Genomic DNA, 15,229 nt, shown 5'->3' with positions numbered 1-15,229 from the left:
AGTTTGGTTTAAGAACCACACATTAAACAATCGTCTGGTCCTGCATTTTTAGATGCTTCAACCATTGCTTTAAATTCTGCAGCACTCATTGGCTTTTCTTCTGCTTCTGGTTGATTTTTCTTTTGAACATTTAATGTAAATTGTTTTGCATTTACAGCAGATTTTGTTCTTAGATAATACATACCCGTTTTTAAACCTGATTTCCAAGCATAGAAATGCATAGAAGTTAATTTACCATAATCAGGATCATTCATAAACAAGTTTAAAGATTGAGATTGATCTATGAAATAACCTCTGTGACGAGCCATATCAATAATATCTTTCATACTCATTTCCCAAACTGTTTTGTATAATTCTCTTAAATCAGCAGGAATCTCTTCTATGTGTTGTATAGAACCATTTGCACGCATAATGTTTTCTTTCATATCATTATCCCACAAACCTAATTCTACTAAGTCTTCTAATAAGTGTTTGTTTACTACAATAAACTCACCAGATAAAACTCTTCTTGTATAAATATTAGAAGTATATGGTTCAAAAGCTTCATTATTTCCTAATATTTGAGATGTAGATGCAGTTGGCATAGGTGCTACAAGTAAAGAGTTTCTAACTCCATGCTTCATTACATTTTTACGTAATTTAGCCCAATCCCAACGTCCACTTAATTCATCATCATTTACACCCCACATGTTAAACTGAAACTCACCTTCTGCCATTGGTGAACCTTTAAAAGTAGAATAAGCTCCTTTTGCTTTAGCAATCTCCATAGAAGAAGTTACAGCTGCAAAATACATGGTTTCAAATATTTCTTGATTTAACTTTTTAGCCTCTTCTGAAGTAAATGGTAAACGTAAATTAATAAATGTATCTGCTAAACCTTGTATACCTAAACCTACTGGTCTATGTCTAAAGTTAGAGTTTTCTGCTTCTTTAACAGGATAGAAGTTCATGTCTATCACTGTATCTAAATTACGTGTAACTTTTTTAGTTACATCAAATAATTTTTTATGATTAAAGTACTTTTCTCCATTTTCTTTTTCAGAGACAAACATAGGTAAAGCAATTGAAGCTAAGTTACATACAGCAACCTCGTCTTTTGCAGTGTACTCCATAATCTCTGTACATAAGTTAGAAGAACGAATTGTACCTAAATTTTTCTGATTTGTTTTACGGTTTACAGCATCTTTGTATAACATGTAAGGAGTACCAGTCTCAATTTGAGATTCTAATATTTTCTCCCATAATTCACGAGCTTTAATAGTTTTTCTTCCTTTACCAGCTGCTTCGTAACTCGTGTACAAACGCTCAAATTCTTCACCATAAGTATCATATAAATGAGGACACTCATGAGGACACATTAACGTCCACTCACCATCTTCTTGTACACGTTTCATAAATAAATCTGAAATCCACATTGCATAGAATAAATCTCTAGCACGCATTTCTTCTTTACCATGGTTCTTTTTTAAATCTAAAAAGTCAAAAATATCTGCATGCCAAGGCTCTAAATACATTGCAAAAGATCCTTTACGCTTTCCTCCTCCTTGATCTACATAACGTGCTGTATCATTAAATACACGTAACATTGGTACTATACCATTACTTGTACCATTTGTACCAGCTATGTAACTACCTGTAGCTCTAATATTATGAATAGATAAACCTATACCTCCTGCAGATTGAGAAATCTTAGCAGTTTGCTTTAATGTATCATAAATACCTTCTATGCTATCATCTTGCATTTGCAATAAGAAACAAGAAGACATTTGAGGTTTTGGTGTACCAGCATTAAACAAAGTAGGTGTTGCATGTGTAAAATATTTTTTACTCATTAACTCGTATGTAGCAATTGCTTCGTCTATATCTGACTTGTGGATACCAATAGAAACACGCATTAACATGTGTTGTGGACGCTCTACAATTTGACCATTCAATTTTAATAAATATGAACGTTCTAATGTTTTAAAACCAAAGTAATCGTAGTTAAAATCTCTATTGTAAATAATAGTAGAATCTAATTTATCTCTATTTTCTTGGATAATTTCATAAACATCATCTGCTAATAATGGAGATTTTTTTCCTGTACGTGGATTTACATAAGTGTATAAATCGTCCATTGTTTCTGCAAACGACTTCTTTGTATTTTTATGTAAGTTAGAAACAGCAATTCTTGCAGCTAAACGTGCATAATCTGGATGTGCAGTAGTCATAGTAGCAGCAGTTTCTGCAGCTAAGTTATCTAATTCTGAAGTGGTTACACCATCATATAATCCTTCAATTACACGCATTGCAACTTTTACAGGGTCAACAATTTTGTTTAATCCATAACACATTTTTTTTACTCTTGCTGTGATTTTGTCGAACATCACAGGCTCTTTTCTGCCATTTCTTTTTACTACATACATTGGTTTACTTGTTTTATTTTAATAGTCGTTTGTTTAGCCACCAAAACATCCACTTTTTGACAGCTGATTTTATAATTGTTTCTGATGTTACCCAGAAATATATTTTGAAACTTAAGTTTTTGTAAAAACTATAGGTTAAAAATCTGAATCGAAACTAATGCTTCCTGTACCACCAGATTTAACACCTGCTTTTTGGTACTCAGAAACTCTTTTCTCGAAGAAATTAGTTTTCCCTTCTAAAGAAATCATTTCCATAAAATCGAAAGGATTTGTTGCGTCATAAACTTTCTCACAACCAAACTCTAACAATAATCTGTCTGTAACAAATTCTAAATACTGAGTCATTAATTTAGCATTCATACCAATTAAACTTACAGGTAAAGACTCTGTAATAAACTCACGCTCAATATTTAAAGCATCAACAATAATTTCTTTAATTCTGTCTTTAGATACTCTATTTACAATGTGATTGTTGTGTAAGTGAACAGCAAAATCACAGTGCATTCCTTCATCTCTTGAAATTAACTCGTTAGAAAAAGTTAAACCAGGTAATAAACCTCTTTTCTTTAACCAGAAAATAGAACAAAATGCTCCAGAGAAGAAAATACCTTCTACTGCTGCAAAAGCAATTAAACGCTCTGCAAAAGAATCAGACTCTATCCATTTTAGTGCCCATTCTGCTTTTTTCTTAATTGCTGGAAAAACTTCAATTGCTCTAAACAATCTATCTTTTTCTACTTCGTCTTTTACGTAAGTATCTATTAAAAGAGAGTATGTTTCTGAGTGAATGTTTTCCATCATAATCTGGAAACCATAGAAAAATTTTGCTTCAGAATATTGAACTTCATTTACAAAGTTCTCTGCTAAATTTTCATTAACAATACCATCAGAGGCAGCAAAAAAAGCTAATATATGCTTAATAAAATAACGTTCATCATCTGTTAATTTTGTAGTCCAATCTACAATATCAGAATGCAAATCAATTTCTTCAGCCGTCCAAAAACAGGCCTGTTGTTTTTTATACCATTCCCATAAATCGTTATGTTGAATTGGAAAAATTACAAATCTGTTGTCATTTGGTTGTAAAATTGGTTCTTGTTGAGCCATTATTTTTAAAAATTTTGCGTTAGTAAATGTTAATTAATCGTTAAGAACGAGCCTTACAAAGATTGAAATTTTTAAACCAAAAAGAAAGACCTACTTATTCACAAATCCCTTGAAGTTTTTAACAAAATTCTAAAAATTACGAATATGATAAAATTTTAACACTTACACAAATAGCTGTTAATCAGTTTTTTAAAACATCTATTTCTTTGAAACCACTATGACTATTGACATTCTTAAAATTAAGTATTAAAAACTTTTTTTTATTAAAAAAATAAGCTCTTCAATATTTAAGTCACAAAAAGTAACAATTAGAAAAGTTAAACAAAACTCGTTTTTTATTTTTTATAATTCTAAATAACAACTTCTAATAATATTGAATTTTAAGCCGATTTTTTTTGACGTATTTTTGCAAAAAGATATAAATACAATGAAGCAAAAGTTTCCTAAAATTGTAAATATTGCCATTATTTCTGTTTATTTAATCTTTCTAGCGGGTTCTATTGTTAGAATGACTGGTTCAGGAATGGGGTGTCCTGATTGGCCTAAATGTTTTGGTTATTATATACCACCTACATCAGAAGAACAAATTACTTGGAAACCAAATACTACCTTTAAAAAAGGTTATATTATTGTAAAAGACGAAGTACTTTTTGTAGCTGACAAAGATGTAACAACCTCTTCTGAATTTAATGCTAAAAATTGGAGTAAATATACGAAGCATGATTATGCTACTTTCAACAAATTTCATACTTGGACAGAGTATATAAACAGATTGGTTTCTGTTTTAGCTGGTTTTGTTTTTCTGTTTCTTATTTATGCATCAACTAAATATTGGAAAGAAAAAAAGAGCATAACACTTCTAGCTTTTGGCGCTTTCTTTTTAATGTTATTTGAAGCATGGTTAGGAAAAACAGTTGTTGATAGTAATTTAACACCAACTACAATTACTATTCATATGGTGGTTGGTTTAATAATTATTGCGCTTTTATTACGATTAAAATATAGTATATCACCTCAAAAAAGCTACAATTACAACTCGTTATTTAATAAACTTCTTATTGTCTCTGTTATATTCTCTCTTATACAAATTGCAATGGGAACACAGGTAAGACAATTTATAGATGAGCAAGTAAAAATATTTGGATTCGAAAATAAAAATTATAGCTTAATGGATCCTAACTGGAAATTTTACTTTCACAGATCATTTACCATAGCTATTATTTTAGTTAATTTAGGTTTGTTTTACTTAAATCAAGTAAAAAATTTAGGGTACAAATTGGTAAATTGGATTGTATTCTTAATCTTTCTAGAAACCATTACTGGTATTTTAATGTATTATGCTGATATACCTCTTGGAACCCAAGCAATACATTTAATGTCTGGAGCCATTTTATTTGGTTTACAATTTTATCTTTGGATGCAAAGCAGAAAGACAGTTAGCAGTTAGCATTTAGCATTTAGCATTTAGCATTTAGCATTTAGCATTTAGCATTTAGCAAAAATGACAATATTTCTTAATTACAAATAAATACTGTCTAATGTCTACTAACTAAGGATGTGCATTTACCCAAACTTCACCATCAGAAAAATATTCTTTTTTCCAAATTGGTACAGTTTCTTTTAAAGTATCTATAGCAAATTCACATGCCAAAAAAGCTGCTTTTCTATGCTTTGCAGATACAGTAATAATTACTGGTATATCACCTATTTGTAACATACCCTCTGCATGATGAATGGCAATTTTTTTAATATCAAATTTCTCTAATGCTTTGTCAGCAATTTTTTGCATTTCTTTAATTGCCATTGGTTTATAAGTAGTGAAATCTAACTGAAGTACCTCTTTCCCTTCTGTTTCATTTCTAACAGTACCAATAAATGCTGTTATACCACCACATGTATCATCTTCTACAAAAGAATAGCATTCTTTTACATCTAATTTTTGGGATGATATTTTTATAGAAGTTCTTATCATATTAACGCAAAAATAACAATTCAGCACGTATCTTTGTCACAATTTATTTTTTTGATTTAGAATATGAAAACTGCATTTAGAATCATTAGCTTTTTAGAAGGTGTTTCTTACTTATTATTACTTTTTATTGCAACTCCAATAAAATACTTACAAGGTAATGAGGCTTATGTAAAAATGTTAGGAATGCCACATGGAATTCTTTTTATGCTATATATTGTCTTAGCAATTGTATTAAGAAAAGAAATGAAATGGGATTCTAAATCTTTTACAATAATCTTACTTTGTGCAATAATACCTTTTGGTACTTTTTATGTAGATAAAAAATATTTAAGATAATTAACCTCCAGAAACTGGTGGAATAATTGCTACAACATCATTAGGTTTTAGAAAAATATCATAACTTACATATGCTTCGTTAACAGCTAAAGCGTAAGTATCTAAATGTTCTAAATTGCTATATTTTTCTTTTAAAATAGATTTAAAGTCATTTATAGAAAGTTCCTCATTTACTTGTAAAACAACTTCTTGTTCACCAGTTAAATCTGTTGTAATTCCAAAAAATAAAACCTTAATATTCATAGATTAATTATTCAAATAAACTAAGTCTAAACACAAAACCATCTTCTGTAACACCACCATAATTTGCTCTAACATACTCAAATCTTAAGAACCTCCATTTACCAAAGCCCAAGTTACTTAAACCAATTGAATATTCTGAGTATGGATTTTTATCTGCCATAAAAAGTACTTTTGCTCCTGTAACTAAATGAAAATTTAATTTATTAATTAACGGAACTTTACCTAAAATAAATCCTTTAAAATTATACTCTGTATGCAACTCTGCATACTTATCATTTGTATAATATTTATAATATTCTAACAAATTAAAGCTATTTAATTCTCTATCAATAGGAAATAATAATTGATTTCCATTGGCTTGAAGATTATCCATAAAAGCAATATTCTTTTTCTTTAAAAAAGCGCCACCTCTAATACTATACATAAAGTCCCCATAATTACCAACATCTAAATATTGTCTAATATTTGCGATAAATACATCAGAATTTAAACTACTGTCACTTGCACCAAATCTTTTAATGTAATTAAGACTTAAACTTGGGTATTTACTATTACCAATATTTACTTTTCTATTAGGATAAGACAAGTATTTTTGTCCAAAAACAAAACGTGTTCCAATATTTAAAGTTGCAATATTATGCTCAGTAAATGCTGCATTTGTATAATCATTTTTATCTAATGGATTGTTAGAAGTAAAAGGATTATTAGAACTTTGTGCAGCAAAAGAATAGTTTGTTGTGTTAAATAATGGTGTTCTTTTGGCATATTCTAAAGATGTTGAAAAGTAAAACCCATTACTTATTTCTTCTGAATATGCAATTCTACCAAAGGTTTTTTCATAAATCTTCATGTAATTTTGCCTATATAATAAAGAACTAATGGTGTTATTTAATTTTAAAATAGGCTCTCTATTATTAAATTGATTTATAGCAACACCACCAGAAATCGTCATTCTTGGTCTAGAAATGTTGTCCCATTTTTTACTAAAATAAAAAGTTGGTCTTGCTCTTTTATCAGATAAACCATAATTAACATCAGCTCCTATACTCCACCATTTACCTTTATCATTTTCTTGTTTAAAATAACTAAATCCTAAAGATGCATTAAAACCTTGAACCGTATTAAAACTTAACTCATCTATTAAACCTTTAAAACTTAAAGACCATTTATCATAAGAGTTTCTGTAAGTATACCCTGTTAAAGGAGCCACAAGATTAAATTTATTTTGAATTTTATTTACAGAGTCTAAATAAGTTTTAGATTCTCTAACCACTTTAATACTGTCTTTTATTTTATAATCTTTTACTTCTTCTGGAGTTAGTGGTACAGGTCTTAAATTATTCCAATACACACTATCTTTTTCTGTAGCTTTATCTTCAAAAGTTAACACCTCGTTTGTAAACGTTTTTTCTTTAAAATCAGGAGTAAAATCATACTCAGAATAAGCAGACGAAAAACGGCCATTAAATTTAAACCCAAAGAAATTTACTTTAAAATCTATACTCTGACTTATTAAAACCCATGCATCATTTTCATTAGCATAATTATAGTTTTGTTTTAATTTTAAAACATCAACTAAAGGTATGTTAACTTGGGCACCAGTCACAGAAACATCAACTCCATACAAAGCCCAATCATCTTCTACAATATAAATATCTCCATTAAAAACACGATCGTTTTTTCTTTTTGGAGTCGCTTTAATTTTATTGATTAATTTTCCGTTTTTATCATAAAAAGTTCCAACTAATTTAAAGTTATAATAGGAGAATGCATTTGTAGAAATAGGAGAAATTAAATCATTACCAAACTCCACGCTATTTTCATAAAAATTAATATTTGCGTCTTCTGCCCTATTAAAGCTTATACCATTATCTCGTCCTGAAACTTTAGAAGCAATAATCTTTTCTTTAAATTTTTTAGGCTTTTTTTGAAATTTTATTTCAGAAACCGTTTCAGAAAGGTAAATAATACCACTTCTAGTAGAATCTAGACCTCCACCAAAATCGCCCATATTTTGACCCATAAATTTTTCTGGAGCGTCTTTTATTCTGTACAAACCTCTAGAATAAAACTTAGCCTTATAGTTCGCAAATTTATTGGTGTTTTTTTCTTTGTTAGCAATTACATTTCTTATGATTCTATTTGCTGGATTGTCTTTTGTAGAAATAGAAAATTCTGCCAACTCTACTTTTTCTTCTTCTAAAACTACATTTAATTCAAAAGGAAGACTGTTAATATTTACTTCTTTTTTAAGTGTTTTATATCCTAAATATTGAAACACAATGCTGTAGGTTCCTATTTTATTTATCTCTAAAACATAATTACCATTATCATTAGAAGTTGTACCTGTAACTGTGCCATTAAGATAAATACTAACAAAAGAAAGTGGCTCATTTTTTATATCTGTAATTTTTCCTTTTACTTGCGCTGTAATAGCAATACTGAAAAACAAAACAAACAGAGAAAATAGTTTTTGCATGGGTTGGTTTTATTAGATAGACGCAAACATAACCCAATTTGTTACTCGTTATTCTTTATTTTTTGTTAAAGATTATTTTTATAAATATCTAAAGCTAATGTTTCTTCTAATTCCTGAAAAAAGTCTTTAGGAGAAACATCTAAAAAGTTTAAAATTACAATAAAACGCATTATATCTAGTCTTGTGGTGCCTTTTTCTATTTTAAAATACCCACTTTCTGTTAACCCTAGCTTTTGAGAAATATCATATTGCGTTACCCCTTTTTCTTTTCTTTTTTTAGCAAGTAATTGTAATATTTTTTGGTAGTCTTTTTCCAAAAAAAATTGAAATGTTTTTTTCATAGAAATATTAAATAGCAATAGCAATTGCAATAGCAATAGCAAATATAAAAAAATCTTTTGCGAGTTTTACTTTCCGTTTTCGCCTAATAGTTTTCAGGGAGAAAAACAGAAAAATATCATGGTTTTCCATTAGGCGAAAACGGAAAGTTGTTTTCTTGCAAAATTGACTTTTCTTTTCCAATTTTGGGAAAAGTAAAATTGCTATTACTGTTTATACCCCCATGTAGTATTATATTAAAAAAACCTCCACTTGTGGAATTAAATAAAACTATCGCGAAATAATGTATCATTTAAAACCAAAGCCTATGTAAGCCATAAACCCAAGCAGAGGAAGTATTGCAAATGTAACATTTTTTCTAGAAGTATTTTGTTTGTTTTTAATGACTTCTTAACTCACTAAAACCTTCACAAATAACATGCTAGTTTAGTTTAAGCATGTTTTAATAATAATTTTAAAAATGAAGAAAAAATGAAGAAAATAATTTTAGGTTTAGTAATTATGCTTTCAATTACCATGATGAGTTTTACAACCAAACAAAATAATTATGTTAAAGTAGTTGAATTAGATTATAGTTTAGATACTGATTCAGAATTTGGAGTTTGTACTTTTACTTACACTTTGATAGCAACTAATAGTATTACAGGAGAACAGCAATTTCATACTTTTACTCATAGTACATACGCAAGTTCAGAATCTGAATGTCAAACTGCAGCTAGAATTCATATGGAGGTTCATAGGATGGTTTTAGCAACTGAATTAAATAGTTAAAAATTAAAAAGTAATTACTTAATTTACCTTGAGTAATTACTTTTTTTAAATATTTATATTATGAAAATAAAATTTTTAATTATATCTACCTTACTTTTTGTAAATTATATTAATTGCCAAAATACAAAAGGAAATTTATATGTAGAATATAATATTACTAAAGGTTTAATTAAAAGCAAAGAATTCCTTTTTGTAAACCAAGATAATTCTTTATATACAACTGATTTTATTGATTTTAATAATGAATTAAATTCTTTATCAAAAAAAAATGACAACTATATTATACAAGAAAAAAGGTTAAAGGTTAATAAAATGGAATACTATTCTTCTCTAAATAAGGATAGTTTATTTTTTGTTAGTATTTTTCCAAATGGAAAGAAAATAATTGCTATAGATAAATTACCTAAAATAAAATGGGAAATTTCTAATAATCAAACAAAAAAAATAGGAGGGTTTATTTGTTCTAAAGCAAGTGGGAATTTTAGAGGATCTAAAATAGTTGCTTATTATGCTATAAATATTCCAATACCTTTTGGGCCTTTTAAATTTAAAGGGCTACCAGGATTAATACTAGAGGTTTACAATGAAGATTCATATGGTACTAAATATACTTGGGCTGCAAAAAAAATAGTTTTTAATCAAAAACTGAAAAAAAATATTGTATTTAATAAAGACAATTATCATCAAAAAATTGTCTCATATAAAAGTCTAATAGAAAGTTTTGACAAAAAAATGTCAAACATTACTAAGAAATTAACAAGCAGATCTTCAAGAGGTAGTTCAACTAAATTAATAAGTAAAGGAAGGTTAGGAATAGAAAAAATATATGAGTGGGAGTTATAATTTAAACAAAATAGTCATTATTTTTTTTTATTTTCTATTATTTCAAACTAACATAACTGCACAAATAAAAATTAAAGGTTTAGTAAAGAAAAATAAAGATTTTTCTTTAAGCAATGCAAGTGTAGTTTTAAAAGATAGCTTAAACACAATCTTAGAATATACATTTACTGATAAAAACGGTAATTACTTAATTTCAACTAACAAAAAAAGTAGTTATATATTATTTTTTTCAGCTTTAGGCTATGAAACCAAAAGTATTCCAATAACCTATAATTCTAATGAAGAAATAATATCTATAAATATTATTTTAAAAGAAAAACCTTATCAATTAAAGGAAGTAATTATTGAAGCAGAAAAACCTATTAAAATTAAAAAAGATACAATAGAAGTTAAAGTTAATCGGTTTTTAAAACCTAATGATGCTACTGTAGAAGATTTACTAAAGAAAATACCAGGTGTTACAGTAAATAGTGAAGGCACTATTAAAATTGGCAATAGAGAGATAGAAAAACTTATGGTAGATGGAGATGATTTTTTTGAAAAGGGTTACAAAATTCTCTCTAAAAACATGCCTCCTAATCAATTAGAAAAAATACAAATACTTCAAAAATATTCTAATAATCGTCTCTTAAAAGATATTGAAGAAAGTAATAAAGTTGCTTTAAATTTAGTTTTAAAAGAAGATGCCAAAAGAAAATGGTTTGGTAATTTTTCTGCAAATTATGGTTTAATTTCCGAAAATAGATATCAGTTAAAAACCTATGCAATGAATTTTGGAAAAAAAAACAAATATATTTTGCTTTCGAATTTTAATAATTTAGGAGAAGACGCTACTGGTGATATTAATAATTTAATAAGACCTTTTCGTTTTGGAGAACCTGCAAGTATTGGTGACAATCAACAAATAAACAATTTATTGAGTTTGAGTTTTAGTAATGGCAATTTTAAAAAAAGTAGAACAAATTTTAATAATGCAGAATTGGTATCGTTAAATGCTATTTTTAATCCTACCAAAAAATTAAAAATAAAAACACTTTGTTTTTTCAATTGGGATGAAACTGATTTTTTTAGAAATAGTACAGAAACATTTACTGCAAACAATACCAACTTTACCAATACAGAAAACTATACAGTAAGAAACACCAAACAAATAGCCTTTGGAAAGTTAGATATTATTTATAATATTTCACCTACTAAAATGCTAGAAGCAACCACAAAGTATAATAATGGTGATTTTTTCGACAATACCAACTTAATTTTTAATGGCAACTCAACTATCGAGAGTTTAGAACATCAAAATACACTTATAGATCAAAAAATAAACTATACTAACAAGTTTATAAACAAAAAAATATTGTTATTAACAGGAAGATTTATTGATGAAAAAGCACCACAAAACTATAGCATAAATCAGTTTTTTTATCAGAATTTATTTCCAAATCAAACAAATGTAGATAATGTAAAACAACAAAGTGAAAATCAAATGATTTTTGCTGGGTTGAATGCACATTTGTTAGATAGAAAAGAGAATGAAAATCTCTTTGAAGTACAGGTTGGAAACGAGTTTAGACAAGACAAGTTATTTTCTACATTTACTTTACTAAATGGTAACAATAGAGTTAATAGCCCTATTAACTATCAAAATAATACAACATACAGTGTAAATAATTTGTACTTAAAAACTAAGTATTTATTGGCTTTAAATAAGTTTAAATTAATTGGTGATTTTGGTTTTCATCAACTATTCAATCGTTTAGAAACCAATCTAAATCATAGTACACAAAACCCTTTTTTTATAAATCCAAGCTTTGGTTTTAATTGGGAAATTAATGATAAAAATAAACTCACGACTTCTTACTCTTACAATACAACAAATGCAAAAATTGTAGATGTATATTCTAATTTTGTGCTAACTGGTTTTAGAAGTTTCTCAAAAGGTACTGGAAACTTTAACCAATTAGAAGCATCAAATATTTCCGTAAATTATCAATTAGGAAATTGGAGTGATCGTTTTTTTGCAAATACTTTTTTTATTTACAGTAAAAATCATGATTTCTTTTCTACAAATTCTATCATCAATCAAAATTATACACAATCTGAAAAAATTTTAATAAAAGACAGAGAATTTATTAGTTTAAATAGTACTATTGATTATTATTTAAAAAATATATCCTCTAACCTTAAATTCAATTTTGGGTATTCTAAAAGTCAATTCAAAAATATTATCAACAACTCTGACTTAAGAAATGTATCTTCATTTAACTACAATTATGGTTTTGAATTACGTTCTGGCTTCAGTGGTATTTTTAACTATCATTTTGGGACAAAATGGATCACTTCCGAAATTAGAACTACAATAAATAATTCGTTTACAGATAATAATAGCTTTTTAGATTTATCTTTTATTTTTAGTGATAAATTCGACATAGAACTAAAATCTGAACGTTATTATTTTGGGAATTTACAAAGTAATAATACTTACTATTTCTTGGATTTAGATATAAGATATAAATTATTTAAAAATAAAATGACTTTAGGTATTGTAGGTAAAAACTTAACCAATACAGAACAATTTAAAAATTTCTCTATTAGTGATGTTGGTAGTTCTATTATTGAATATCGCTTATTACCAAGATTTGTTTTGCTTAAATTAGATTATAGATTTTAATTGATTTTAAAAATCAGTTATTTTTGCCAAATGTCTATATCAAAACACTCACAATTTATTAAAAAAGAAGCCAAACGTTTGGGTTTTTTAGATTGTGGTATAGCCAAAGCTGAGTTTCTAGAAGAAGAAGCCCCAAGATTAGAAGAATGGCTAAAAAATGGTTTTCAAGGCAAAATGCAATATCTAGAAAATCATTTTGACAAACGCTTAGATCCACGTTTATTGGTAGATGATGCAAAATCAGTGATTTCTCTTTCATTTAATTATTACCCTAAAGAAGAACAAAACCCTGATAGTTATAAAATATCTAAATATGCTTATGGTGAAGATTATCATCATGTCATTAAAACAAAACTTCGAGAATTATTACAAAGCATAAATGATGAAATAGGAGAAGTTTCTGGTCGTTGTTTTGTAGATTCTGCACCAGTTTTAGAACGTGCTTGGGCAGAAAAAGCTGGTTTGGGTTTTATTGGTAAACACTCTCTATTGATTCAAAAACAAAAAGGATCTTATTTCTTTCTTGCTGAGTTAATTATTGATTTAGAATTAGAATATGATCACCCAACAACCACAAATCATTGTGGCACTTGCACTAAATGTATAGATGCTTGCCCAACAGAAGCCATTTTACCAAATAACACAATAGATGGTAGTAAGTGCATTTCGTACCTAACCATTGAACTAAAAGACAACATCCCCAATCAATTTAAAGATAAAATGGATGATTGGATGTTTGGTTGCGATATCTGCCAAGATGTTTGTCCTTGGAATCGTTTCTCAAAACCTCATCAAGAGCCTTTATTTCATCCTAAAGAAGAGCTAATAAATTTTAGTAAAAAAGATTGGGAAGAAATTACAGAAGAAACGTTTAAAAAAGTCTTTAAAAAATCTGCAGTAAAAAGAACAAAGTTTGCAGGACTGCAAAGAAATATTCGATTTTTAAAAAACTAATTATTTGTAGAGTCTCTAATTACTAATTCTGTATCTAAAACAACTTGTTTATAATCAAAGTTTTTGTTTTTTTTCTTAGTCATCATTTCTTTATATAAAATTTTGAAAGCTTTTTTTCCCATTTTAAAACCTGGTTGATCTACAGTTGTTAAAGAAGGAGAAATTACAGAAGACATAAACCAATTACTAAATCCAACAATATTTATTTGCTCTGGTATTTTAATACCTTTTTCTAAAAATAGAGTCATTGCACCAATAGCAACCAAATCTGTATTAATAAAAATACCATCAACATCTTTATGATCCTTTAATAATTGTTTGGCGTTCTTTTTACCTTCTTCAAAACTTTTATCACTGCACTCATTAATATACACTAAAGAAGAATCATATGTAATGTTATTATCTAATAAAGCTTGTTTGTATCCTAAAAATCTATCTATAGAATTCTGAGGCAAAAGTGGTCCTCTGAAATGGGCAATTTTTTTACAACCTATATTTATTAGGTATTGTGTAGCCATATAAGCAGCTTTTCTATCATCAATAATAACTTTAGAACAATTTACAACTTTAGCAATTTTATCAAACATTACTAGTGGTATATCTTGTGAAATTACATTTTTAATATGATCAAAATTTCCAGTAGCGTTTGCTAAAGAAATTAATATACCATCTACTCTCTTACTTATTAATAAATCTAATTGTTTTTTTTCTAAATCATAAGATTCATTAGACTGTAACATAATTACTAAATATCCTTTTTTCTCTGCTTGCGAAACAATACCCTTTATTACACTAGAAAAGAAGTGGTGAACAATTTCAGGTATAATTATACCTATGGTTTTAGATTCTTTAGTTCTTAAATTAACTGCAAAAGAATTTGGTTTGTAATTTAATCTATGTGCTGTTTCTCTAACTAATACTCTTGTTCTTTTACTGACATCTGAATACTCTTTTAAAGCTTTAGAAACTGTAGCTACAGAAATACCTAATTCTTCTGCAATTTGTTTTAATGTAACCAAGGTAGATTAAATTTTATTAACGTAAATATATACTTTTTTACCTCATAAATATAGTAAATTTTCAAAATCGAAAACGTTTTCGGTTTTTCGAAA

At 27.6% G+C, this 15,229-nt stretch carries 13 protein-coding genes; 6 read left to right on the top strand and 7 right to left on the bottom strand.

Features of this window, described 5'->3' with window-relative positions; translation table 11 throughout:
• Window positions 1–8: 8 nt before the first annotated feature.
• Complete coding sequence (locus ACFOWD_RS05210) at window positions 9–2,405, bottom strand: ribonucleoside-diphosphate reductase subunit alpha (RefSeq protein WP_377408690.1); 2,397 nt, start codon at window positions 2,403–2,405, stop codon at window positions 9–11.
• Between the two features lie 135 nt (window positions 2,406–2,540).
• A complete protein-coding gene (locus tag ACFOWD_RS05205; RefSeq protein ID WP_298991527.1) occupies window positions 2,541–3,512 on the bottom strand; it encodes a ribonucleotide-diphosphate reductase subunit beta in 972 nt (323 codons plus the stop codon).
• A gap of 427 nt (window positions 3,513–3,939) precedes the next feature.
• On the opposite strand from ACFOWD_RS05205, the gene ACFOWD_RS05200 reads away from it, so the two are divergent.
• Window positions 3,940–4,959, top strand: a complete 1,020-nt coding sequence (locus ACFOWD_RS05200) for a COX15/CtaA family protein (protein ID WP_377408688.1) — start codon at window positions 3,940–3,942, stop codon at window positions 4,957–4,959.
• A 102-nt stretch (window positions 4,960–5,061) separates the two neighbouring features.
• On the opposite strand, the gene ACFOWD_RS05195 is transcribed toward ACFOWD_RS05200, so the two are convergent.
• Window positions 5,062–5,484: a molybdenum cofactor biosynthesis protein MoaE gene (locus tag ACFOWD_RS05195; protein ID WP_377408686.1), complete on the bottom strand. Its 423-nt coding sequence runs from the start codon at window positions 5,482–5,484 to the stop codon at window positions 5,062–5,064.
• 63 nt (window positions 5,485–5,547) lie between these two features.
• On the opposite strand from ACFOWD_RS05195, the gene ACFOWD_RS05190 reads away from it, so the two are divergent.
• Window positions 5,548–5,820: a DUF3817 domain-containing protein gene (locus tag ACFOWD_RS05190; protein ID WP_298991521.1), complete on the top strand. Its 273-nt coding sequence runs from the start codon at window positions 5,548–5,550 to the stop codon at window positions 5,818–5,820.
• Here the strand turns inward: ACFOWD_RS05190 and ACFOWD_RS05185 are convergent, their stop codons facing one another.
• From ACFOWD_RS05185 to ACFOWD_RS05175, 3 genes are all read right to left on the bottom strand, one after another.
• Window positions 5,821–6,063, bottom strand: a complete 243-nt coding sequence (locus tag ACFOWD_RS05185) for a MoaD/ThiS family protein (RefSeq protein ID WP_298991519.1) — start codon at window positions 6,061–6,063, stop codon at window positions 5,821–5,823.
• 7 nt (window positions 6,064–6,070) lie between these two features.
• Window positions 6,071–8,542 carry a DUF5686 and carboxypeptidase regulatory-like domain-containing protein gene (locus ACFOWD_RS05180; RefSeq protein WP_377408683.1) on the bottom strand — a complete coding sequence of 824 codons (2,472 nt, stop codon included), beginning with the start codon at window positions 8,540–8,542 and terminating at the stop codon, window positions 6,071–6,073.
• 65 nt (window positions 8,543–8,607) lie between these two features.
• Window positions 8,608–8,859, bottom strand: coding sequence for a helix-turn-helix domain-containing protein (locus tag ACFOWD_RS05175; protein ID WP_377408681.1), 252 nt, complete (start codon window positions 8,857–8,859; stop codon window positions 8,608–8,610).
• Between the two features lie 493 nt (window positions 8,860–9,352).
• On the opposite strand from ACFOWD_RS05175, the gene ACFOWD_RS05170 reads away from it, so the two are divergent.
• Genes ACFOWD_RS05170 through queG form a run of 4 tightly spaced genes read left to right on the top strand, consistent with a single transcriptional unit; the run spans window position 9,353 to window position 14,117 of the window.
• The gene (locus ACFOWD_RS05170; protein WP_377408679.1) at window positions 9,353–9,652 is read left to right on the top strand and encodes a hypothetical protein; all 300 of its coding nucleotides are present in this window, start codon (window positions 9,353–9,355) and stop codon (window positions 9,650–9,652) included.
• 60 nt (window positions 9,653–9,712) lie between these two features.
• Window positions 9,713–10,495 carry a GLPGLI family protein gene (locus ACFOWD_RS05165; protein ID WP_377408677.1) on the top strand — a complete coding sequence of 261 codons (783 nt, stop codon included), beginning with the start codon at window positions 9,713–9,715 and terminating at the stop codon, window positions 10,493–10,495.
• Window positions 10,479–13,163 carry a carboxypeptidase-like regulatory domain-containing protein gene (locus ACFOWD_RS05160; RefSeq protein ID WP_377408675.1) on the top strand — a complete coding sequence of 895 codons (2,685 nt, stop codon included), beginning with the start codon at window positions 10,479–10,481 and terminating at the stop codon, window positions 13,161–13,163. Before ACFOWD_RS05165 ends, ACFOWD_RS05160 begins: the two co-directional genes overlap by 17 nt.
• A gap of 30 nt (window positions 13,164–13,193) precedes the next feature.
• Complete coding sequence (gene queG, locus ACFOWD_RS05155; protein WP_377408673.1) at window positions 13,194–14,117, top strand: tRNA epoxyqueuosine(34) reductase QueG; 924 nt, start codon at window positions 13,194–13,196, stop codon at window positions 14,115–14,117.
• On the opposite strand, the gene ACFOWD_RS05150 is transcribed toward queG, so the two are convergent.
• Window positions 14,114–15,136 (bottom strand): LacI family DNA-binding transcriptional regulator, encoded by a 1,023-nt coding sequence (locus ACFOWD_RS05150; protein ID WP_377408671.1) that lies wholly within the window; start codon window positions 15,134–15,136, stop codon window positions 14,114–14,116. The two genes, queG and ACFOWD_RS05150, sit on opposite strands and share 4 nt — an antisense overlap.
• Between the last annotated feature and the right edge of the window lie 93 nt (window positions 15,137–15,229).

This window comes from Polaribacter marinivivus (genome assembly GCF_042651285.1).
GTDB classification, from domain to species: Bacteria; Bacteroidota; Bacteroidia; order Flavobacteriales; family Flavobacteriaceae; genus Polaribacter; species Polaribacter marinivivus.
This window is presented reverse-complemented; position numbering and strand designations above follow the sequence as displayed.

Coding starts and splice junctions, on each gene's coding strand:
- ACFOWD_RS05210 (WP_377408690.1), bottom strand. CDS start 2,405: ATGTATGTAGTAAAAAGAAATGGCAGAAAAGAGCCTGTGATGTTCGAC.
- ACFOWD_RS05205 (WP_298991527.1), bottom strand. CDS start 3,512: ATGGCTCAACAAGAACCAATTTTACAACCAAATGACAACAGATTTGTA.
- ACFOWD_RS05200 (WP_377408688.1), top strand. CDS start 3,940: ATGAAGCAAAAGTTTCCTAAAATTGTAAATATTGCCATTATTTCTGTT.
- ACFOWD_RS05195 (WP_377408686.1), bottom strand. CDS start 5,484: ATGATAAGAACTTCTATAAAAATATCATCCCAAAAATTAGATGTAAAA.
- ACFOWD_RS05190 (WP_298991521.1), top strand. CDS start 5,548: ATGAAAACTGCATTTAGAATCATTAGCTTTTTAGAAGGTGTTTCTTAC.
- ACFOWD_RS05185 (WP_298991519.1), bottom strand. CDS start 6,063: ATGAATATTAAGGTTTTATTTTTTGGAATTACAACAGATTTAACTGGT.
- ACFOWD_RS05180 (WP_377408683.1), bottom strand. CDS start 8,542: ATGCAAAAACTATTTTCTCTGTTTGTTTTGTTTTTCAGTATTGCTATT.
- ACFOWD_RS05170 (WP_377408679.1), top strand. CDS start 9,353: ATGAAGAAAATAATTTTAGGTTTAGTAATTATGCTTTCAATTACCATG.
- ACFOWD_RS05165 (WP_377408677.1), top strand. CDS start 9,713: ATGAAAATAAAATTTTTAATTATATCTACCTTACTTTTTGTAAATTAT.
- ACFOWD_RS05160 (WP_377408675.1), top strand. CDS start 10,479: ATGAGTGGGAGTTATAATTTAAACAAAATAGTCATTATTTTTTTTTAT.
- queG (WP_377408673.1), top strand. CDS start 13,194: ATGTCTATATCAAAACACTCACAATTTATTAAAAAAGAAGCCAAACGT.